22 protein-coding genes are annotated in these 22133 nt (G+C 49.2%); 14 read left to right on the top strand and 8 right to left on the bottom strand.

Annotated elements, in window-relative coordinates:
- On the top strand, positions 1 to 513 hold a 513-nt coding region (locus tag VIN66_RS04640), incomplete at its 5' end, for a CDP-alcohol phosphatidyltransferase family protein (RefSeq protein WP_414709863.1).
- A 68-nt stretch (positions 514 to 581) separates the two neighbouring features.
- On the opposite strand, the gene VIN66_RS04635 is transcribed toward VIN66_RS04640, so the two are convergent.
- On the bottom strand, positions 582 to 2126 hold the full coding sequence (locus VIN66_RS04635; RefSeq protein ID WP_331922902.1) for a PAS domain-containing methyl-accepting chemotaxis protein: 1545 nt from the start codon (positions 2124 to 2126) through the stop codon (positions 582 to 584).
- Between the two features lie 241 nt (positions 2127 to 2367).
- Here VIN66_RS04635 and gshA point away from each other — a divergent pair, with 241 nt between their 5' ends.
- Positions 2368 to 3969: a glutamate--cysteine ligase gene (gene gshA / locus VIN66_RS04630; RefSeq protein ID WP_331922901.1), complete on the top strand. Its 1602-nt coding sequence runs from the start codon at positions 2368 to 2370 to the stop codon at positions 3967 to 3969.
- Positions 3970 to 4090: 121 nt separating this feature from the next.
- A complete protein-coding gene (locus VIN66_RS04625; protein ID WP_230820044.1) occupies positions 4091 to 4723 on the top strand; it encodes a hypothetical protein in 633 nt (210 codons plus the stop codon).
- Between the two features lie 46 nt (positions 4724 to 4769).
- Here the strand turns inward: VIN66_RS04625 and VIN66_RS04620 are convergent, their stop codons facing one another.
- Entirely contained in the window at positions 4770 to 6038 is a 1269-nt protein-coding gene (locus VIN66_RS04620) for an HlyC/CorC family transporter (protein WP_230820043.1), read from the bottom strand.
- A gap of 65 nt (positions 6039 to 6103) precedes the next feature.
- Complete coding sequence (locus tag VIN66_RS04615; RefSeq protein WP_331922900.1) at positions 6104 to 6910, bottom strand: cytochrome C assembly family protein; 807 nt, start codon at positions 6908 to 6910, stop codon at positions 6104 to 6106.
- 149 nt (positions 6911 to 7059) lie between these two features.
- Between VIN66_RS04615 and ffh the strand changes: the two genes are divergently transcribed.
- The 8 genes from ffh to tyrA all read left to right on the top strand — a co-directional run bounded on the left by ffh (position 7060) and on the right by tyrA (position 13670).
- Positions 7060 to 8427: a signal recognition particle protein gene (gene ffh, locus VIN66_RS04610; protein ID WP_331922899.1), complete on the top strand. Its 1368-nt coding sequence runs from the start codon at positions 7060 to 7062 to the stop codon at positions 8425 to 8427.
- Positions 8428 to 8596: 169 nt separating this feature from the next.
- Complete coding sequence (gene rpsP / locus VIN66_RS04605) at positions 8597 to 8848, top strand: 30S ribosomal protein S16 (RefSeq protein ID WP_134059552.1); 252 nt, start codon at positions 8597 to 8599, stop codon at positions 8846 to 8848.
- Positions 8849 to 8877: 29 nt separating this feature from the next.
- Entirely contained in the window at positions 8878 to 9405 is a 528-nt protein-coding gene (rimM, locus tag VIN66_RS04600; RefSeq protein ID WP_331922898.1) for a ribosome maturation factor RimM, read from the top strand.
- Positions 9405 to 10202 carry a tRNA (guanosine(37)-N1)-methyltransferase TrmD gene (gene trmD, locus VIN66_RS04595; protein WP_414709862.1) on the top strand — a complete coding sequence of 266 codons (798 nt, stop codon included), beginning with the start codon at positions 9405 to 9407 and terminating at the stop codon, positions 10200 to 10202. Before rimM ends, trmD begins: the two co-directional genes overlap by 1 nt.
- A gap of 12 nt (positions 10203 to 10214) precedes the next feature.
- A complete protein-coding gene (gene rplS, locus VIN66_RS04590; RefSeq protein ID WP_134059544.1) occupies positions 10215 to 10574 on the top strand; it encodes a 50S ribosomal protein L19 in 360 nt (119 codons plus the stop codon).
- 56 nt (positions 10575 to 10630) lie between these two features.
- On the top strand, positions 10631 to 11248 hold the full coding sequence (locus VIN66_RS04585; protein ID WP_331922897.1) for a DNA-J related domain-containing protein: 618 nt from the start codon (positions 10631 to 10633) through the stop codon (positions 11246 to 11248).
- Positions 11249 to 11479: 231 nt separating this feature from the next.
- Positions 11480 to 12538, top strand: a complete 1059-nt coding sequence (locus VIN66_RS04580; protein WP_331922896.1) for a 3-deoxy-7-phosphoheptulonate synthase — start codon at positions 11480 to 11482, stop codon at positions 12536 to 12538.
- Between the two features lies 1 nt (position 12539).
- A complete protein-coding gene (gene tyrA, locus VIN66_RS04575; protein WP_331922895.1) occupies positions 12540 to 13670 on the top strand; it encodes a bifunctional chorismate mutase/prephenate dehydrogenase in 1131 nt (376 codons plus the stop codon).
- On the opposite strand, the gene VIN66_RS04570 is transcribed toward tyrA, so the two are convergent.
- Entirely contained in the window at positions 13667 to 14548 is an 882-nt protein-coding gene (locus VIN66_RS04570; RefSeq protein ID WP_331922894.1) for a TIGR00730 family Rossman fold protein, read from the bottom strand. The genes tyrA and VIN66_RS04570 overlap by 4 nt on opposite strands.
- A 142-nt stretch (positions 14549 to 14690) precedes the next feature.
- Between VIN66_RS04570 and VIN66_RS04565 the strand changes: the two genes are divergently transcribed.
- Genes VIN66_RS04565 through VIN66_RS04555 form a run of 3 tightly spaced genes read left to right on the top strand, consistent with a single transcriptional unit; the run spans position 14691 to position 17618 of the window.
- Positions 14691 to 16097, top strand: coding sequence for an MBL fold metallo-hydrolase (locus VIN66_RS04565; protein ID WP_331922893.1), 1407 nt, complete (start codon positions 14691 to 14693; stop codon positions 16095 to 16097).
- A 46-nt stretch (positions 16098 to 16143) separates the two neighbouring features.
- Positions 16144 to 17187 (top strand): tetratricopeptide repeat protein, encoded by a 1044-nt coding sequence (locus VIN66_RS04560; RefSeq protein ID WP_331922892.1) that lies wholly within the window; start codon positions 16144 to 16146, stop codon positions 17185 to 17187.
- 35 nt (positions 17188 to 17222) lie between these two features.
- Positions 17223 to 17618 carry a VOC family protein gene (locus tag VIN66_RS04555; RefSeq protein WP_331922891.1) on the top strand — a complete coding sequence of 132 codons (396 nt, stop codon included), beginning with the start codon at positions 17223 to 17225 and terminating at the stop codon, positions 17616 to 17618.
- 110 nt (positions 17619 to 17728) lie between these two features.
- On the opposite strand, the gene VIN66_RS04550 is transcribed toward VIN66_RS04555, so the two are convergent.
- The 4 genes from VIN66_RS04550 to VIN66_RS04535 all read right to left on the bottom strand — a co-directional run bounded on the left by VIN66_RS04550 (position 17729) and on the right by VIN66_RS04535 (position 22091).
- Positions 17729 to 18046 (bottom strand): CcdB family protein, encoded by a 318-nt coding sequence (locus tag VIN66_RS04550; RefSeq protein ID WP_331922890.1) that lies wholly within the window; start codon positions 18044 to 18046, stop codon positions 17729 to 17731.
- Complete coding sequence (locus VIN66_RS04545; RefSeq protein ID WP_331922889.1) at positions 18046 to 18291, bottom strand: type II toxin-antitoxin system CcdA family antitoxin; 246 nt, start codon at positions 18289 to 18291, stop codon at positions 18046 to 18048. The genes VIN66_RS04550 and VIN66_RS04545 overlap by 1 nt, the downstream gene beginning before the upstream one ends.
- 119 nt (positions 18292 to 18410) lie before the next feature.
- A complete protein-coding gene (locus VIN66_RS04540; RefSeq protein ID WP_331922888.1) occupies positions 18411 to 19565 on the bottom strand; it encodes a chorismate mutase in 1155 nt (384 codons plus the stop codon).
- 180 nt (positions 19566 to 19745) lie between these two features.
- On the bottom strand, positions 19746 to 22091 hold the full coding sequence (locus tag VIN66_RS04535) for a penicillin acylase family protein (RefSeq protein WP_331922887.1): 2346 nt from the start codon (positions 22089 to 22091) through the stop codon (positions 19746 to 19748).
- Between the last annotated feature and the right edge of the window lie 42 nt (positions 22092 to 22133).

The raw sequence follows: 22133 nt of genomic DNA, 5'->3' as shown, positions 1-22133 counted from the left end.
GCTGCGTTTATTTATGTTGCCTGTGCCGCACTGCGACTTGCCAGGTTCAATGCCAACTTAAGCGTTACTGATGGCCGGTTTTTCCAGGGCCTGGCCAGTCCGGCCGCTGCGGCGATTGTTGCCGGCATGGTATGGAGCGGCAGTATCTACCAGATTGACGGTGATAATATCGGTTACCTGGTGGGGATTCTGACGATTCTGACCGGCTTACTGATGGTGAGTAATTTCCGTTATAACTCGTTTAAAGATTTAAACTGGCGTGACAGAGTATCTTTCCTCACCATTTTGCTGGTGGTGCTGGTGTTTGTCGTTATTGCAGCACGGCCGGCTGAAATGCTGTTTAGTATTTTCTTTATATACGCCTGTTCGGGGCCTATTACGACCATTCGTAGCGTAAGAAAGCTGAAGCTTGAACATGTGGTTGGCGATTCCAATGATGCCGACTTCGCTGAGCAGGATGCTGTAAAACCTGAAGATGATAAGCCAGCAGCAGAAGAGCAAAAAAACAACTGAAGCTTGCTGAATCAGCAATAAAAAACTCCGCTTTGGCGGAGTTTTTTATTTTATAGCTAATGAACCTGTCAGCCGAAGCTTTTGTTCAAATCAGCTATTTTTCCTGCCTGCTGCTGCAATGCAGTACTGTTATCCGCAACAATCTGAATATTTCCTAAGTTACTATTAGCAATATCTTGTATTTGCTCAACGCTCTGCTGCACTTCATGGGCAACGACACCCTGCTGGGTAGCTGCGGTGGCTATTTGCGAAGAAAGCTGGGCAATATGGTCTATCATGCGGGAGATATCTTCCAATTGCTGTTCACTGAGCCGGGTTTCTTCAACACATATTTCAACCTGTTGCCTGCTGTGTAACATGACCTTGCCCCAGCTGAGTAAGGTTTGTTGGATCTCACTTATTGACTGTTTAATCTGCTCTGTTGCGTTATGGGTGCGTGATGACAGCGCTCTGACTTCATCGGCAACCACTGCAAAGCCTCTGCCATGTTCACCGGCCCGTGCAGCTTCAATAGCGGCGTTTAGTGCCAGCAGGTTGGTTTGATCAGCTATGCCCTGAATTTCGCTCATTACCGCGCCGATGCGCTCTGCTTCAACCGCCAGGCTGTCTGCTGTGGCAGCAGCGCCCTGAACTTCGCTGGCAAGTTTCTGTACCGTAGTTGCGGTCTGCTGCATAGTGCTTTTGGCGTTATGACAGATTTGGTGCGTGTCATTTACCTGCTGGTGTGTGTCCTGTGTCCGCTGCGCAATATCCTGCACTGTGCTGTAGAGTTGCGCCGTGGCGGTAGCAATACTGCTTAGCCTGTCATGCTGCTGATGGATGCCTTGTTCCGTCAAATGCACGGCTTCTGCCTGTGTTTCAGCAATCAGCTTCAGTGCGTCTGTGCTGTCGGTTGTTCGTCCCAGCACGGTGCGTAATCTTGCCTGACTCATCTGTTGCTGAAAATCAGCGATACCATAGGGGCCGAAACCCGAGTAGATCCAGCGTGAGACGCTGTCAAAGCTGGTTTTCACTTGTTGCAGTTTAGCAGGGATCACAAACAGCTCGTCATAGCAGCAGGCAAACCAAATCACAGGTAACAGCAGTGCCAGACTAAACTGCATACCGAATAGCGCAATACCACCACATATTGTCAGCAGTGTCAGTACTGTTGCCACTGAGCGTTTCAACGCAAACTTACTGCGCCAGTCAGAAGGCTGTTTGCCTGCGGCGATTAACGGGTAGCTGTTGTTTGCCCGCTGAATAAGTTTGGCGTCCGGTTTTACTCTTACGGATTGGTAGCCAATCAGTTTTTGCTGTTGATATATAGGTGTGACAAAAGCATCAACCCAGTAGTAGCGGCCGTCTTTACAGCGGTTTTTCACCAATCCACGCCAGGATTGCCCCTGTTTAAGTTTCTGCCAAAGATCAGCAAATGCCGCTGCGGGCATGTCAGGATGCCGAACAATATTATGGTTTTTTCCAATTAACTCTTCTGCGGTGAAACCCGCTACCTGACAAAAAGCCGGATTGGCATAGGTAATAACCCCGCGTAAATCGGTGGTGGAAACCAGTTCCTGCTCTGAGCTGAAAGTGACTTCCTCGTTTGTAACATTTTGGTTGCGTCGGTTCATATGGCTTATTTAATAAATGGTATATAGCATGAATGGTATATAGCGGCTGTAGATGCTGCTAAGTTTAAGTCACAGTTGTAATAATTGCAGCCTGCTATCAGTCGGTTTAACGCAAGTGCCGGTTAAGTGGACAAATATCTGATTGTTGAATTGCAAATAGCAGGCTAAATTAAAGCCCGGCCTTGAGTTTTGCCTCAGCGCCCCAACTTCAGCAGCAATCTGCAGCAAATAAGGAACTATCTTGGGCTCAATTTTACAACAACGCCTGGCAATGCTGAACTCAGCGCCTCTGAAACAAGCAATAACAGGAATTCGGCGCGGTATTGAACGGGAAACGTTGCGGGTAAAAGCCGATGGCAAACTGGCCTTAACCCCTCATGCCAGGGCGTTAGGTGCAGCATTGACACATCCCTGGATAACGACAGACTTTTCAGAATCTCTGCTTGAATTTATTACACCGGCCAGTGACAGTATTGATAAAACGCTGGCGCAGCTTAGTGATATCCATCGTTTTACTATCCGGAATATTCCGGGTGAACAGTTCTGGGCCGGCAGCATGCCTTGTTTTATTAACGCTCAGACTGAGATCCCGTTTGCCCAGTACGGCAGCTCTAATGTAGGTAAAATGAAAACGCTTTACCGTAAAGGGCTGCACAACAGATATGGCAGCATGATGCAGGCCATAAGTGGTGTGCATTTTAATTTTTCTTTTTCCGAAGCTTTCTGGCAACAGTATCAGCAGGTATTGGCGCAAAGCGGGCCATTACAGAGTTTTATCTCTGAGCAATATTTATCGCTCATCCGCAACTATAAGCGCTATGTCTGGTTGATGGTGTATCTGTTTGGTGCATCGCCAGCGATGTGTCAGTCATTCCTAGAAGGGCGTCAAAGCCGCTATAGTTTTCAGACACTGGGCAAAGGTACCTTGTATCTGCCTTACGCTACCTCATTGCGCATGAGTGATCTGGGCTATACCAACAGTGCCCAATCGAGTCTGAATATTACCTACAACAACTTAGATGAGTATATTGCGGGGCTGCATCAGGCCATCAGCATGCCTTCTGATGAGTATCGCAGCATCGGTGTTAAGGTTAATGGTGAGTATCAGCAACTGAATGCCAATGTGCTGCAAATTGAAAACGAGTTTTACTCCACTATCCGGCCCAAAAGAACAACAGAGTCTGGCGAACGGCCGACCTGTGCACTGGCTAAACGTGGCGTAGAATACATAGAAGTACGGGCTTTAGATGTTAATCCGTTCAGTCCGATAGGTATCACTGCTGAGCAAATGCATTTTCTGGATATTTTCTTGCTGTACTGTTTGCTGAAAGACAGCCCGCTGTTATCAGCCTCAGAGCAGACTGTGACAGAGCAAAACCTGAAAAAAGTAGTGACCGATGGCCGACGCAGAAACCTTGATATTATTCAGGATGGCCAGCCCAGATTAATGCTGGATTGGGCGGAAGAGCTTTTTGCTGACATGATGCCAGTGGCCCAGTACCTTGATTCTGCTTACGCTACCGAACGCTATACTGGCGCGATTAAGCAGTTTTATCTGGGGCTGTTGGATCCGTCTCAGACCGTATCCGGGCAAGTACTGAATCAGCTTGTCGCGAAACAGCAGGATAACGGTCACTTTATGCTTGAGTTATCTGCCAGGTATCAACAGCAGTTAGCCAGCGAAGGCTATCAGTATTACAGCGAGCAACAATTTACCGATGCTGCAGCTCAGTCGTTGTTGCAGCAGCAGCAGATTGAACAGCAAGACAGTATTAGTTTTGAGCAGTATATTGCGCAGTATTATGCTGAAGTGCCCAAGTGCGACAAAGTAAAAGACGTCTGATGCAGAATAAGCCGCGTGATAAAACAAAGGCAAAAAAATCGGCTACCGTTTGGTAGCCGTAAGTGGTATCCAGGGAGAATAAAACTTGGTTGCATCCGTGCACCTTGTTAGAATCAACCGGATGAAAAAAGTTCAGTGCCGTATTACACCGTTTTTTTGCTGCAGCGTGTTTGCCGTTATGTTAAGCGGTTGCGCCACGCCGCCCCCCAAAAACACCTCTAATCTTTGTGAAATTTTCTACGAACACCGTGACTGGTATGATGCTGCCGCCAAGGTCAGAGATAAATGGGGCGTACCTATTCATGTGCCCATGAGTATCATGTATCAGGAAAGTAGCTTCAAACACAACGCCCGCCCGCCGATGCGCTGGTTCCTGGGATTCATTCCGTACGGCCGTGCCAGCAATGCTTATGGTTATTCTCAGGCAAAAACAGTGACCTGGGATGAGTATGTCAAAGAAGCTGACCGGTTCTGGGCCAGCCGTGACAACTTTGATGATGCGATTGATTTTATGGGCTGGTATATCAGCAAAAGCCAGCGTTTAAACGGCGTATCAAAATGGGACGGCTATGGCCAGTATCTGAATTATCACGAAGGATGGGGCGGATACAAGCGGGGCAGTTACCACAAAAAAGGCTGGTTAGTTCAGGTAGCGAAGAAAGTAGACAGCCGGGCTAAAATGTATGCCGGGCAACTGAACAAATGTGAAGAAGATTTAAAGCGTGGCTGGTTGTGGCGCTTGTTTTTTGGCTGATAACCCATGCTGATATTAAAGCCGGTTGCCCGGCTTTAATTAACCGTTAGTCTTTTTTCAGATGTGGCATCAGGCGTACGGTTTTAATCATATTATCCTGCACATCGATAACTTCCATCGGATAGCCAGACAGCCTGATACTGAGGTTACCCTGAGGAATTTCCTCCAGATATTCTAAAATCAGACCGTTTAGTGTTTTCGGGCCGTCTGTTGGCAGTTCAAGATGCATTTCCCGGTTCAAATCGCGCAGGTTAATGCTGCCGTCAATCAGATAAGAGCCATCAGGCTGTTTAACAATATCTTCGTTGCTATCTTCGGCAATATCGGTTGTAAACTCGCCGACAACTTCTTCAAGAATATCTGCCAGCGTCACCAGACCCTGGATGTCGCCATATTCGTCCACCACCAGGCCAATGCGCTCTTTGGTATGCTGGAACTTATGCAGCTGGGTATTCAGTGGTGTACCTTCAGGAATAAAGTAAATTTCGCTGACAGCACGCATTAATGTTGCTTTAGTCAGTTGCTCTTTCAGCAACAAGCGCATCAGTTCACGCGGGTGTACAAAACCGACGGCTTCATCAATGCTGTCGCGATACAGCAAAATGCGGCTGTACTGCATGTTTGCAAGCTGGCGTTCTATGTCTTTCCAGTCATCGTTGATATCGATACCGACAATTTCATTGCGCGGCACCATAATGTCTTCAACTGTGGCGTTTTCAAGATCCAGTACACCGACCAGCATGCTCTGGTGCTGTTCTGGGATAAGTGCGCCGGCTTCATGCACTACAGTGCGCAGCTCTTCGGCACTTAAACTATTACCCTGGTGTTTTTCCGGGCTGATGCCCATCAATGCCAGAATACCGTTAGTAATAAAGTTGACCAGCCAAACCAGAGGGTAAAAAACTTTCAGCAGCAATTTCAGCAGGGCTGAACTTGGAAAAGCTATCCGCTCCGGGTGCAGTGCCGCTATTGTTTTGGGGGTAACTTCGGCAAACACCAGCACCACCATTGTTAGCACCACGGTGGCAATCGCAATACCTAAATCTCCGTACAGACGCATACCAATAATCGTCGCTATGGCTGATGCTGCGATATTAACCAGATTGTTACCGATAAGAATCAGGCCTATTAAACGATCTGGCCGCTTTAGCAGCTCGCTTACCCGAATAGCACCCTTATGATTTTCGTTTGTTAAATGCTTTAAACGATAAGGGTTGACAGACATCATGCCTGTTTCTGATCCTGAGAAATAGGCAGATATGAATAGGAGCACGCCAAGAATGATAAATAGCGTACCCGTCGATATGTCGTCCAAGAGTTAATTACCTGTATTGCCAAACACCCGTACTTGATATTACGAAGTGCCTGTTGAGTCAAGGATTAAAGTGTATTTAACAGTACTTCGCGTACAAAACGGCTGCCAAAATAGCCAAGTGTTAACAGAGCGGCGCCTGCTATGGTTAACGTATTGGCAATTTTACCGCGCCAGCCTTTACGGGCATGACCCCAACATAAGGTTGCAAACACGATAAAGCCAAGCAGACTAAAAATGGTTTTATGCAGGTTTTCTTTTGCCAGCCAGTTATCTATAAACAGCGCTGCTACCAGAAGTGCTAAACCCAGCAGCACAGTGCCTGCAAGTAGCAGCCTGAACTGCAACACCTCAGCCTGAACCAAAGGTGGCATGTGCCGGGTCATTGCGGCAAAATTTTTCTGTTTCAGTTTGTTGCTTATGTAGCTCACCTGAAAGGAATATAGCATTGCCATGATGAGTACAGCATAGGCAATAAACGCCAGCATGATGTGTACAAGCAAGCCGATATTCTGCTCGAAATGATGTAACTGTACATTATGTGGCAGGACCAGCACTGCCAGCTGAACTAAAGCAGCAAAACCATACACCACAGGCAGCAGCAAAATGGTTGGAGTACGCAGTGCGGTTAACGTGACAGCTACAGTGATCAGCCAGCACACCAGCGAGCTGACGTTTAATAGGCTGAAATTCTGACCATGCCCGGTAAACAGCATATCGCCCAGCACCAGTGCGTGTAACACTACACCAAGCACCGCAGCACTAAAGGTGGTTTTGAAGTGGGGGCCTTGCGGATGAAAAATTCGCAACAATACTGAGCCGGTGGCAACCAGATAAGCAAGCAAAGCTAATGCAGTAAACAGTGCCATGGACATCAGAGCTATTTCCTTTCATTTCGGTGACTTGCTATTGTATTGCAACTTTAACCAGATGCCCAGTGCGATACGCAACAGTTTCTTAACGGCTGCGCTTAACTTCAGTCTTTGATATAATCGGCGACAGTATCGCTTTAGAGTGAGTAACCATGTTTGAGAATCTTTCCGACCGTTTAAGTGCCACGCTAAAAAACATTACCGGCCGCGGGCGTTTAACTGAAGATAATATTAAAGACACGCTGCGTGAAGTGCGTATGGCGCTGCTTGAGGCCGATGTTGCTTTGCCCGTAGTACGCGACTTTGTTGCCACAGTAAAAGAGCGCTCAGTCGGGCTTGAAGTCAGTAAAAGCTTAACCCCTGGTCAGGAATTTCTGAAAATCGTCCGCAAAGCGCTGGAAGACGCTATGGGCGAGGCTAATGAAGAACTTAAGCTCAATACCCAGCCACCGGCAGTAGTGATGATGGCGGGTTTACAGGGGGCCGGTAAAACAACGTCAGTTGGCAAACTGGCAAAGTTCTTAACCGAGCGGAAAAAGAAAAAAGTTTTAGTGGTGTCTGCTGACGTCTATCGCCCAGCGGCAATCAAACAGCTGGAAACGCTGGCTAAAGACATTGGTGTTGAATTTTTCCCAAGTGATGTGTCGCAAAAACCGGTCGATATTGTTAACGCCGCTATTGCACATGCCCGTACCCGTATCTTTGATGTGCTGCTGGTAGATACCGCTGGTCGTCTGCATGTTGACGCAGACATGATGGATGAGATTAAAGCGCTGCACGCAGCAGTTAAGCCGATTGAAACGCTGTTTGTGGTGGATGCCATGACAGGTCAGGATGCGGCTAACACGGCTAAGGCCTTTAATGATGCACTGCCGCTCACCGGTGTGATTTTAACTAAAGCTGACGGTGATGCCCGTGGTGGTGCCGCGCTGTCTATCCGTCATATTACCGGTAAGCCGATTAAATTTATCGGTACCGGCGAGAAAACCGATGCGTTAGAGCCATTCCATCCTGATCGGATAGCCTCACGTATTTTAGGCATGGGTGACGTGCTGGGGCTGATTGAAGAGCTGGAGCAAAAGGTCGATCGCGACAAAGCGGCCAAAATGGCGCAAAAAGTGATGAAGGGTAAAGGCTTCTCACTGGAAGATTTTCGCGAGCAGCTGGTACAGATGCGCAGTATGGGCGGCATGATGTCGATGCTGGATAAATTACCCGGTATGAAAAACCTGCCGGCGGGCGCAATGAATCAGATGGGCGATAAGCAGTTCGTGAAAATGGAAGCCATTATCAATTCCATGACCCCCAAAGAGCGCGAGTTTCCGGATTTGCTTAAAGGCTCACGCAAAAAACGCATTGCTGCAGGTTCCGGTACCCAGGTGCAGGATATTAACCAGCTGCTGAAGCAATTTACCCAGATGCAGAAAATGATGAAACAGATGTCGGGTAAAGGTGGCTTAATGAAGATGATGCGTGGCATGGGTGGTAAGCTGCCACCGGGTATGCTGCCTCCACGCTAACTATACTAAAAGCCCGCTGCCAGGCGGGCTATCACTTTAAGATAAAGGCTTCTAAGCCGCGAAATGCCTTGCAATTCTGCTCTAAATCAGTAAAATGCTGCAGCCCTTCAGTCTGACTGGGGGCTTTGTTATTTTTGATAAAACCTGAACGATAAAATTAGAGGGCCTTATGGTAACTATTCGTTTACAACGTGGTGGCGCGAAAAAGCGTCCATTTTACCAAGTTGTGGTAGCGGACAGCCGTTTTGCTCGTGATGGCCGTTTTATTGAGCGCGTGGGTTTCTTTAACCCAATCGCTGGCGGTACTGAAGAGAAACTGCGTCTGGATCTGGATCGCGTTGAGCACTGGGTAGCACAAGGTGCTTCACTGAGTGAGCGCGTTGCAACTCTGGTAAAAAACGCTAAGAAAGCTGCTGCTTAATTAGCAAAAGGTCGTGTGGAGTAGTCAGCTTGAGTGAGAAAGATTTAGTCGTTCTTGGCAAATTTGGTGCAGTTTATGGCATCAATGGCTGGCTGAAAGTTAACGCTTACACCGACTTCCCGGAAGGGATTTTTGATTACACACCCTGGCAAGTTAAATTTCAGGATAACTGGCAACCAGTGCAGGTTTTCAGCTGGAAGCGCCATAGTAATGGCCTGATAGCGAAACTGGACGGTGTCAATGATCGCGATCTGGCGCAGCGTTATGTTAATGCTGAAATCGCCGTAGCAAGCCAAGCGCTACCTTCATTAGAAGAGGGCGAATATTACTGGAAAGACCTTATGGGTATGGCAGTAATTAACGAAGCAGGCTACCACTTAGGTGAAGTGACCGACATGATGGAAACAGGCTCTAACGACGTTTTAGTGGTTAAAGCTAACCGTACCGATGCATTTGGTCAGAAAGAAAGGTTATTGCCGTTTTTGATGGACACAGTCATTAAAAGCGTCGATCTAACCGAGCGTCGCATTATCGTAGACTGGGACCCGGCGTTTTAATGCCAGAGAACAATAAGTTGTGGGTAGGTGTAGTTACACTGTTCCCGCAGATGTTTGAAGCAATAACGCAATATGGGGTAACCGGCCGTGCTGTAAAGCAAGGCATTATGCAACTGCAATGTTGGAACCCGCGTGATTTCACAACGGACAAACATCGCACTGTGGATGACCGGCCTTATGGTGGTGGCCCAGGTATGCTGATGATGGTGCAGCCGCTGCGTGACGCAATACGCGCCGCCAAGCAAGCTGCAGGAGAAGGTGTGCACACGGTGTACTTGTCGCCGCAAGGCCGCAAGCTGGACCAGCAAGGTGTCACCGAACTGGCGCAACATTCTAAGCTGCTGTTAGTAGCTGGCCGGTATGAAGGCATTGATGAGCGCGTAATAGAAAGCGAAATTGACGCAGAATGGTCAATTGGTGATTACGTGTTAAGTGGCGGTGAATTGCCCGCGATGACATTGATTGATGCAGTGTCACGCTTAGTACCAGGAGTGCTGGGGCATGAACAGTCGGCAGAACAGGATTCTTTTGCATCCGGTTTGCTTGATTGTCCACACTACACCAGGCCTGAAGTGTTATCAGACAAACAGGTTCCAGCAGTATTACTGAGTGGAAACCATGAAAATATACGACGCTGGCGTTTAAAGCAGTCTCTTGGGAGAACCTGGCTTAGACGACCAGATATGTTAAATCTCCTGGCTCTGACTGAGGAGCAACGACGGTTACTGGCTGAGTTTCAACAGGAATATCAGCAAGAGTGCCGGACGGGGCAGCAAGAAGACAGTTATTCCAGGTAAAGTGAGATTGTTATGAGCAAAGTTAGCCAAAACATTATCAAACAGCTTGAAGACGAGCAGTTAAAGCAAGACGTTCCAGCGTTCGCGCCGGGCGACACTGTAGTTGTTCAGGTAAAAGTTAAAGAAGGTGACAAAACCCGTTTACAGGCATACGAAGGCGTAGTTATCGCCAAGCGTAACCGTGGTCTGCACTCTTCTTTCACTGTACGTAAAATCTCTAATGGCGAAGGTGTTGAGCGTGTATTCCAGACGCACAGCCCGCTGGTAGACAGCATCACTGTTAAACGTCGTGGTGCAGTTCGCCGTGCTAAGCTTTACTACTTACGCGATCGTTCAGGTAAATCAGCGCGTATCCGCGAAAAGCTTAACTAAGCTACCTTTAAAGGCCGACACTTGTCGGCCTTTTTTCTTTCTGGCATGGTATAGCCATGACCGCGCATACTGCCCCACTCACAGAACCTGTTCTGAATTTATTGCAAAACCAATTGCTTAATCTGGTGTGTGAGTCACCGCCGGATGCGGAGCAAGCAATAGAAGAGCAATACCTGCTCAAACGGCTTGGGCTGAAACTGCACTGCGACACAGTGCGAAGTGAAGATATGGCACGCTTTCAGCAGCATTTTGTGCTGTACCATCTGTTATACCGAGTGCAGCAGCAACTGCTGGATTCACAACAGGGGTATCTGAGTGTCGAGCTGGCTAAAGTGCGGTTATTATCAGTATCACATACTCAAGTATCTGATGCTCACGATAGCAGGCGCCAGTACTACCTGAACTGGCATAACTTTTATCAAATGACAGAGCAACTGCTCGATCAACACCTGAATGCGTTCTGGCAGAATTTTACCGTATCTCAGTCCGCACAGGTAGCACTTAACGAGGCAGAAGCGAAGGCGCTTCTGCAATTGCCGGCACATTTTAACCTCGCTCAGCTGAAAAAAGCTTACCGCACCAAAGCACTGCAGCTGCATCCTGATCGTGGTGGCGAAGCGCAGCAGTTTATTTTGCTGCGTCAGGCTTACCAGCGTTTGCTGCAGTTGTTCTGAGCCTCTTTTTGTAAACTTATAAATACATAATTTTGGATTGGTGTTTTTTGTCTCTATCTTGTTTTTAAAAGGCTTGGGAGGGTTGACGCTCATGGTCTCGATCTTTATTATGCGTAAATTGTATTTTAATTATTACGCAGTGTATAAATAAGTTTACGTAAGGGCGCGCCTTAGCAAGTTCAGTGTTTTTACCTATGCTTAATGCCTGCAACACCTAGGTGGAGTTTTAGCATGAGCAAAATAGTAGATGATTTACGTATAGTGGCGGAAAAGCCGCTGAGCCCGCCGGCAGTACTGAAAAAAGTGCTACCGTTGTCAGAGCAGGGGGCCAAGTTTGTTCAGCACGCCCGCAATGATATCGCCAATATTGTGCATGGCCGTGATAAGCGTCTGTTAGTTGTTACCGGGCCTTGTTCTATCCATGATCCGGTGGCAGCCATTGAGTACGCACAAAAGTTAAAGCAACTGCAGCTGGAATATGCTGACAGTCTGTACATCGTGATGCGGGTTTACTTTGAAAAGCCACGTACCACAGTAGGTTGGAAAGGTTTTATCAACGACCCCCATCTGGATGATTCTTTTGATTTGGAAACCGGCCTGACATGGGGCCGTGAACTGTTGCTGAAGATGGTAGAGATGGAGCTGCCTACGGCGACTGAAGCGCTGGACCCTATCAGCCCGCAGTACATGTCAGATTTAATCAGCTGGTCGGCGATTGGCGCCCGCACTGTCGAGTCGCAAACACACCGCGAAATGGCCAGCGGCCTGTCGATGCCGGTTGGTTTTAAAAATGGCACCGACGGTAATTTGAATATTGCCCTTAATGCACTGCAGTCGGCGGCCAGCGGTCACAGTTTTATTGGCATTAATCAACGCGGCGAAGTGAGCCTGGTGCAAACAGCCGGTAACCCGGATGGACATATTATTCTGCGGGGTGGCGCTAAACCGAATTATGACGAGCACAGCATCGGCGAAGCACTGGCTAAGTTGGATAAACTGAAGTTACCGCGCGGCATCGTGGTGGATTGCAGCCATGGTAATTCGAATAAAGATCATAACCGTCAGGGCGAAGTGGCGCTGAACGTGATAGGCCAGCGTTTAGCGGGTAATGACGCCATTATCGGTATTATGTTGGAAAGTCACCTGCACGCCGGGCGGCAAGATCTGGTTGATGGAAAAGCGGAAAAATATGGCGTTTCAGTAACCGATGCCTGTATAGACTGGGAAAGCACCGCAGCGTTGCTGGCCAATATTAACCGCCAAATGCAGCCTGCCGTGGCGGCCGCCTGAGATGAGTGAAGCAGCTAAGCAGGCTTTAGCGCCTCTGCGGGAGCAGATAGACAGTATTGATAGCCAGTTGGTGGCGTTGCTGGCGGCCCGCGCCAAAGTCACAGCGCAAGTGGGTAAGATTAAGCAGCAATATGCGTTGCCGGTTTACGTGCCGGAGCGCGAGCAGGCGCTACTTAGTGCGCGGCGTAGCCAGGCACAGTCGCTTGGCGTATCTGCCGATCTCGCCGAGGATGTGCTCAGGCGCATTATGCGTGAATCCTATCAGACGCAGGAAAGCGGTTTTGTCTGCTGCCGTGAAGGTGGCGGTAAAGTGGTTATCATTGGTGGGGCCGGCGCATTAGGTGCGCGTTTTGTCAGCTTGTTTCAACGCTCAGGCTATCAGGTTGTGGTGCTGGAGCAGCACGACTGGCATCAGGCTGAGCAGCTCTGTGCTGACGCTGCACTGGTGTTGATGGCGGTGCCTATTACGCTGACCGAACAGCTGATTCACCAGCTGCCAGTTTTACCGGCACAGTGCGTTCTGGCCGATATTACCAGTATCAAAGCGCAGCCGTTGTCGGCGATGCTCGCCAGACATAACGGCCCGGTGGTGGGGCTGCACCCGATGTTTGGCCCCGACATTACCAATCTGGTTAAGCAGGTTGTGGTGGTGTGCCATGGCCGGGGCGAAAGCGAATATCAGTGGCTATTGAAACAGCTTAATGTCTGGGGCGCTGAGTTAGCGGTTAAACATGCGGCAGAGCACGACAGTGCCATGCAGCTTATTCAGGCGATGCGACATTTTTCTTCACTGGTTTACGGTGTGCATCTGGCAGATGAAAACGCTGATTTAAATGAATTGCTTCAACTAAGCTCGCCAATATACCGGTTAGAGCTGGCGATGGTCGGCCGCTTATTTGCGCAAAATGCCGAGTTGTACGCCGATATTATGCTGTCTTCCTGTGAGGTCGCCGCGCTGTTAGAGCGTTATCAGCAGCGTTTTACTCAGCTACTGGCATTACTGAAAGCCAAAGATAAAGCCGGTTTAATGGCGCAGTTTGGCAAAGGTCAGCACTACTTTGGTGAACTGGCAGGCCAGTTTTTGCAGGAGAGCAAGCAGCTACTACAAAAGGCTGCTGATAGCCGCAGTTAACGTGAAAGCTGATAGAAGTCTGCTATCAGCTGCCACGCTTGTTCCGGTGTATCCGCATATTGGATTAGCGCTATATCTTCAGCACTGATCAGGCCTTCTTCTACCAGCATGTCGAAGTTAACCAGCTTTTGCCAGAACGCTTTGTCATACAAAATGACGGGTACCTGTACGGCTTTTTTTGTTTGGATCAGTGTCAGGGTTTCAAACAGCTCATCCAGAGTACCAAAACCTCCCGGGAACGCGACTAACGCCCGGGCCCGCTGCAAAAAGTGCATTTTACGAATGGCGAAGTAGTGAAACTGAAAACAGAACTGCGGCGTGATATAAGGGTTGGGCTGCTGCTCTTTTGGCAGCACAATATTCAGGCCAATACTCGAACCTCCGGCATCCATGGCACCGCGGTTCGCCGCTTCCATTACGCCCGCGCCGCCACCGCTGATAATCGTCATCGCGTTATCAGGTTTACAGCAACTGTAGCGGGTGACCAATGCTGCGAATTGCTGCGCCGCAGTATAATATTTACTGTTGTGCAGCTGCTTTTGGGCGTGCTTCAAAGCCAGTCTGTGCTCAGCGCTATCCGTTTCTGTTACAGCGGCTTTTGCTTTAATCAGTAACGTTTTTGCCTGCTCTGTGCTGAGGAAACGGGCGCTGCCAAACACCACTATAGTTGCATTAATGTTGTGCTGCTCTAATACCAGCTGCGGTTTCAGGTATTCCAGCTGCAAGCGGACATGACGCAGCTCATCTTGCATCAGAAAATCGTTGTCGGCAAAGGCCAGCCGGTAAGCACTGTGTTGTTTTGACGTTTCAACTGCCTGCATCGATTGTTGTGCAGAGGTCAAGTGACGTTCATGTAATTGATGCGGGTCGTCTGTCATCAGCTTGCTCCGGTAAACGCGTATTTCAACTTAGAAGAATTACAGCATAATGGTAAAACTAACATATTGTTTGATATAGGCTAATCTTTAGTGTTTCAGTTTACGCTATAACCTTTGAAACGTTATGACGAGGATTAAACTTATGCCACTTTCCGCCACATTGCAGTTTGTCGGTGCTGCTCAGCAAGTTACCGGCTCCTGTCACCTGATCAGGATAAACGATAAGCAGATCCTGCTCGACTGCGGTATGGTGCAGGGCGCTGATCAAATTCGTGAATGGCATAAGTTCCGCTTTGCGTTTAAACCCAAAGATATTGATCTGGTTATTCTGTCACATGCGCATATTGACCACAGCGGTTTATTACCATTGCTGGTGGCGCGTGGCTTTGATGGCAAAATACTTTGCACGCCGGGTACGGCTCAGTTGTTGCCGGTGCTGCTGAAAGACTCGGTGCATTTATATCTGAAAGATTTAGAGTGGCAAAATAAAAAAGCCGCCCGTGCCGGCAGAAAGTTGCAGGATCCGGTGTTGTCGGTACAAGATGCCGAGAGGGTAGTGCAACTGTGTGAAACCTTAGGCTATAAAAAGCGCATTTCGCCTTTACCCGGGCTTGAACTTGAGTTCAGTGACGCCGGGCATATTCTAGGGTCTGCGATAATACAGTTATGGCTCAAAGGCCATAAGGCCATGCGTAAGCTAGTGTTTTCAGGGGACCTTGGTAACCCTGCCACGGTACTGATGCATGATCCCAGTGCCATTGGCGAGGCTGATATCGTGCTAATGGAGTCGACTTATGGTGATCGCAATCATCAGAATATAGACAACTCACTGGATGAGATGGCGCAGGCACTGGAGCAAGCGAATAAAGACGGCGGCAATGTGTTTATTCCGGCTTTTGCGCTCGGGCGCTCGCAAGAGATTTTATATTATCTGGCACAATTGCATCATCAGGGCCGGTTAAAACAGCGGATGATTTTTCTCGATAGCCCTATGGCTATCAGTATTACCAATATTTATAACGACTATCTGGAGTGCCTGGACCAGAAAGATCTGGCCGCTATTGGCTTTAAAAAAGGCATGCAGTTACAGGATTTATTGCCCATGCTGCGCCTGACAGAAAGTGTTGACGAGTCGATGGCGATCAACCGGGTAAGTGGCGGCGCCATTATTATTGCCGGTAGCGGTATGTGTAATGGTGGCCGTATTGTGCATCATTTAAAACATAATTTATGGAAAAGTGCGAATCATCTTATTTTTGTCGGTTTTCAGGCGATGGGCACGCTTGGCAGGCGCCTGGTCGATGGTGAGCGGCGGGTAAAGCTGTTTGGCCAGGACATTGTGGTAAAGGCCAAAGTGCATACCATAGGCGGCTTTTCCGCCCATGCAGGCCAACGTGAATTGTTAGATTGGGCGCAGGCCATCGGCGGGCAGCCGCAGTTTTATCTGGTGCATGGTGAGATAGAGGCGCAAGAGGCTTTACAACAAGAACTGGCAGAGCTTGGGATTAACGCGCTAATCCCGCAAAAAGGTGATGTTATTGAGCTGTAAGACATAACACACATTTTGTTACTTCTGGCCTATGGTTGAATGCTAGGTGCTGATTTATAGTCTGAACATTGTCAATTTTGGCAGTGCAATATGGAGCAGCACTATGCGGGGCGACACACTATGCCGTTCTCTTTTTTCTGGTTTGTTACTGTTAAGCTGTGCAGTACAGGCGAACAATATGGAGCTTGCCAGCCAGGTGCAGGCGTTGTGGCAGGCTAATGATTATGCTGCAGCCAAGGCTTTACTCACGCCCTTGGTAACAAAACAAAGCAAAGATGCGCAATTACTGGCGTTACTGGGACGCACTGAAGCGGGCCTGCAGCAGATGGAGCGGGCTGAGGCGTTGCTGGAAAAGGCGGTTAAGTATGACGCCAATAACGCCGACTATCAGCATTGGTATGCTACTACCAGCTGTAACCTCGCCAGCAGCGCCAGTATGTTTAGTGCGCTGGGCTATGCTAAACGCTGTAAAAAAGCCTATGAAACCGCGCTGAAGCTGGCGCCGGAGAACCCGCGCAGTTATATCGCCCTGGGCAGCTTTTTAGCTCAGGCGCCCGGTATTGCCGGCGGCGATAAAGATAAAGCACAAGCACTGGCGCAGCAGCTTAAGCAACTGGACGAAGTACAAGGCTGGTTGCTGCAATTAAGGTTGACTGAGTTTAGTGATGATGAGGCCTTTACACAGTTTTTAGCTGAAGCTAAGCCGCTGCAGCAGCGCCCGGAGGCTTATTTTCAGCGCGCTATGCAGCTAACGGCACAGGAGAGTTATCCTGCTGCTATTACTTTGCTGCAGCAGGCAATACAACAACCCGCTGTAGATGATGACGCTAAAGCATCAATTGCCGAAAGCCATTATCAGTTAGCACGCTGCGCGGTACTGAGTAAAACCGCTATCAGCGAAGGTATTGCCGCTATGCAGCACTATTTGCAGCTTGCGCCAAACGCCGATCGCCTTGATTGGGCTAAATTTCGCTTAGCGCAGCTGTATTTACTGTCAGATCAAACCGATAAAGCTAAGGCTCTTACTCAGCCGCTATTGGCCTCGACAAATGATGACAAACTAAAGGCTGAGCTGAAAAAGATACTTTGATAAACTACAGGCCTGACGCTTATCAGGCCTTTTTTATGACACACCCAACCCTGAATGCTATTCATCATGTGGCAATAATTTGCAGCGACTACGCCCGCTCTAAACGTTTTTACACGGAGTTGTTGGGGCTTAAAGTGCTGGCGGAAAACTACCGTACCGGGCGCGATTCCTGGAAGTTAGATTTAGCCCTGCCAAACGGTGATCAAATTGAGCTATTCAGCTTTCCCAATCCACCGCCAAGGCCAAGTAGGCCAGAAGCACAAGGCCTGCGCCATCTGGCATTTGTGGTAGATAACGTCGCAGAATTTGCCGATTACTTAACGCAAAACGGCGTTGATGTAGAACCCATCTGCACCGACGAGTTTACCGGAAAAGCTTTTACCTTCTTTCAAGACCCCGACGGCCTGCCGCTGGAGTTATATCAGCGCTGATTAACCTCGGGAAATATTTTTGCGCCCAGCAGCTTCACTGTAAGCTACAATCTTTACCGTTTCTTCAAAAAGGTTTCAACAAACTGGTTATAAGTAAGATGGTTTTGCTGCTAAATACCCGAAATAACAAAATCCAGTGCGGCGATAATTTCACTGCGATAGTCTGACAAATCACCCGCTGCTGCGCCGAGCTGACGACGATCAATTCCTGCCAGATCCTGTGTCATGGCAATAAGCTGTTCGCCATTTAATGTCAAGGCAGGGTTAAGCCGGCTCAGGCTGATAGCGGCAACCAGTTTGGTGGGCGACAGCGGTATCACCACTGTCGTTTTCAGCTCGCTTAATAAGTCACTTTGAATATCCAGCAAATACGGATATTGCTTTTGCGTAACCGGATTACCGTTAGCGTAAGCGATAAACTGCGCCATTAAAATTTCCTGACACTGTCACTAAAAGTGCCGTTCGTTTCAACAAACTGGTTGTAAGCTGCAATAGCGTCTTTATTCTCGCTCAGCCATTTTGCACGCTGAGCGTTGCGTAGTTGCTCGGCTAATGCTAGCTCCAGCGTGGCGGACAGGTTGATATTCAGGCCGCGAGCTTTTTCCAGTAAGTCACTGTTTATACTTACATTAGTTGGCTTTTTGGGCGCCTGAGTGTTGTATGCATGGTTCATTGCTGTACTCCATACCTGATATGTGCATAGCTTATGCGCATAAAGGGTAAGGCGCAAGGTGCATACTGTGGTGCAGATATGGTTAGGCAGGGGCTTCAGGCCCCTGTCTAACCAGCTTATCAGCCGGCAGTAACCTGCGTTGGTTCGATATCTTCACTCGGATAGCAGCCTAATACCTTAATAAATTTGGTGATTTTATTCAGCTCTTCCAGCGCACGGGTCATGGCGTAGTCGCTCAGGTTGGCGAATACGTCAACATAAAACATCTCTTCCCACGGATTGCCGTTAATCGGCCGTGATTCCAGCTTACCCATGCTGATACCGTGCTGTTTCAGTACCAGTAACGCATCTACCAGTGCCCCCGGTTGCTGGCCGGTATACATAATAAAGGTGGTTTTTGCCGGTATGGCTTTGGCAACAGTCACTGGCTTACGTGCCACTACAATAAAGCGGCTGACATTGTCTTTCTGGTTTGCCAGATCGCGGGTAAGTACTTGCAAACCATACAGCTGGCCGCCTTCTTCGCCACCTATGGCAACGACAGTCGGGTCTTGTTGCTGCTTAATACGGCTAAAGGCATCTGACGAGCTGTCGCAGTACTCAATTTTCACTTGTGACAAGCCTTGCAGGTACTGGCTGCACTGCGCAATAACCTGCGGGTGAGCACACACCTGGCGGATTTTGCTTAAATCTGTGCCCGGTAAACCCAGTAAACAATGGGCGATAGGGTGGGTTAGTTCGCCGACAATAGACAGCCGGGTGTGCTGCAGCAAGTCATACACTTCGTTAATACTGCCTGACGAGGTGTTTTCAATCGGCAACACGGCGTAATCAGCGTGGCCGGTTTCTACTGCCTGCACAATTTCATTAAAGCTGTCACAGCCCTGTTCAATAATACGCTCGGCGCGGCGGGTGAAGTATTTTTGTGTTGCCCAGTAACTGTAAGAGCCCTGACCACCTAAAAAAGCGACCCGTACTGCCGGGCTGTCGTTACCGTTAAGCTGGCCCTGAATTTTTGCCTGTTGCTGCAGTACCGAGTCTTCAATAATCACATGATACAGCCTGGTAACATACTGGGCGTCGAGCCCCAGTGGTTTGCCCTGACTGATCAGAGACACCAGTAGTTCCTGCTCACGTTTTTGATCGCGTATCGGTTTATTTTGCGCCAGTTTGGCATCGGCTACTGCTAATGCCAGCTGACGGCGTTTGGCGAGCAAGCCCAACAGCTGCTGATCGGTATCGCTTATAGCGTGACGTATTTCATCCAGTTCCATGTTTTAAATCTCAGGTTGTGTGCTAAACAGGTAAAAAAAAACCTCCCACAAGGGGAGGTTTTCTGGTTTTACTGCGCGCGCAGCTTACCGCCTCCCATATAAGGTGGTAAAGCTAAAAAAGCTGAGTGCGCTAAATACAGTTTTCATGGCTGCTAACATAGTCCGTCTGGATGGCTAAAGTCAACCCTGTGGTGTCAGCAATAGATGATATTTTTTCTCACCCGGTAAAAAGGGCAGGGCAACCTCATTTAACCAGTACTGATGATCTGCCCGGTAAAACGGTGACAGCGGGTGGCCTGACTGGCCTGCGGGTATGGTCAGTATACCCAGCTGCTCCTGCCCCGGTGCGACGACCATGCGCTCTGACTGGCCAAAGCCGGGTAATTGTACCCTGGGCATATGGCGGTCGCCGTTCATCGGCGTTGCCGGCATGTTCAGCCAATCGCCTAGCAGCGGAATGGCCGATGCCAGCGGATGCTGGATTCTGGCTTCGTTCAGGGCGCCCCAGTTACTTTGCGCTAAGCTGCCGTATTGTTGTTCCAGCTCCGTTTTGCTTTGCAGTACCGCAGCAAGCAACAACGCTGGCCAATCGCTAAAGCCGGGCGGCAAGGTATCAGTGCGTCTATGCTGTAGCATTTGCCACATTGGCGCTTCCAAAGGGAATTTTAAATCCTGACTGCGGGTGCCGTGCTGTTCCAGGTAGGCAGATAGCGGTGCAAACTGCAGTTGCAGCAATTGCTGGCGAAAGGCTCTGACCAGGCTGTAGCCGACATCATCGGCGGCAGCACGCTGAGTGCTACTGACGACAAACTGGCGGTAAGACTGTAACTGGTGTTGCTCTACGGTGTCAGTATCCAGCACTTCCAGTAACAGGTCACGCCAGCGCTGCAGCATTAAAGCGCGGTTATCCAGCTGGATTTGATGCAGCGCCTGCTCATCAGCGTGTTGCAGTGCATTGAGGCCCTGATGTATCTGCCAGCCCCGGGCACCTAAATCGTAACCGCCGTTACCAATAAGCTGATAGGCCTCGCCGCCAATCATCCGGGCATTGGCTGTCCATAAGCGCTCACTTCCGCTAAGCTGCGGTTGTTGCTCCGGGCTGTAATAGCCAAGCCAGCCCTGGCTGCCATCGCTCCAGTCCTGCGCTGTATCAAAGTCATTCAACTGCCGCTTTGGAATAGGCCCGATTATGCTCCAGCCAATATTCCCGCGGCTATCGGCAACCAGCAGGTTTTGCGCCGGTACACCCACTTTTGGTGCCAGCTGCAGAGCCTGATCTACCGTAAGGGTTTGCTCCAGCTGCATTAAACGAAAATTCACCGCAATATCGTCATACGCAACCCAGCGCAGCGCATAAAGCGGGCTGTCGCCGAATTGCACCACCGGGCCCCAATGAGTTTCTGTCAGTTCAATGGTTTGATCCGCCTGACCGGCAATTTTAATGGTTTCATACACGTTGATCAGCGGCTTGTAGCCTTCAGGAGTAAGGTAGCGCTTACCATCTTCGGATAATGTCAGCGCGACAAGATCATGCCAGTCGGCAGTGCTGTTGGTAAAGCCCCAGGCCAGCGCGCCATTTGAACCGGCGACAACGGCCGGTGTGCCAGGCAATGTCAGGCCGGTGACGGTTTGCATGCTGCCATTCTCGCGCCAGTTAAGCTGAGCCTTGTACCAGGTGCCTGGTACGCGGATCCCTAAATGCATATCGTCAGCCAGAATGGCGCTGCCATGCGACGTTAAACTGCCGGCAACGGCAAAGTTATTGCTGCCAATATCCGCGCTGTCCATTAACGTACAGTTATTACAGACCATGTCTGGTTGGCGCAATAGTGGCGGGTAGTCAGATTCAGGCATCTTAACCGGCTCAATCCGGCTACCATCGAGGGCAGCCTGCCAGACATCGGAATGCTGCTGTAGAAACTGATACCAGTCGCCGGGCAGTGCTTGCTTGAGTACTGTCATTGCGTAGTCGTCGCGGCCCAGCTTACTTTGTAAATCCAGATACATTGAGTAAATGACCAAAAAGGAATCTTCGTCTTGCCAACTGGCAGGGCTTTGGCCCAGCAGCAGGTATTCAAAAGGTTTCAGCGACAGTGCACTCAGACCTTCATTAACACCCCGGCTGTAGTCTGACAGCAAACGATGCTCGGGTTCAGGCAGCGTGGCTAATGCCTGACGGGCGCGCTGGCGAAAGCGATGTTTACGCAGATTTTTATCGGCATTTAACGCGCGCTCACCAAATAATTCAGCTAATTCGCCTGCGGCATTGCGCCTTAAAATATCCATCTGAAAAAAGCGTTCCTGTGCATGGGCAAAACCCAGTGCAAAAGCTGCATCATTGCGGTTGGCGGCATGCACACTAAGGTAGCCAAGCGTATCGCGCTCCAGCCGGGCAGTGTTATTTATACTGCTGCTAAGCGCGCCGTTATAATCCGGCAAACTGAGGTACAGCAGGGAATAAATAGCCGCAGCCGATAAGGTCAGCAGCAATATTAAGGCGCTAAGCAGCCATTTCCACCAATTCATCTTTGCTCTTCTCTGGTATAAAATCAAAAACTTAGCATAACG

This window comes from Rheinheimera sp. (assembly GCF_036568245.1).
Lineage (GTDB): Bacteria > Pseudomonadota > Gammaproteobacteria > Enterobacterales > Alteromonadaceae > Alishewanella.
Note: the sequence above shows the minus strand (reverse complement) of the source record. Positions and strands in the feature narration are given on the sequence as shown.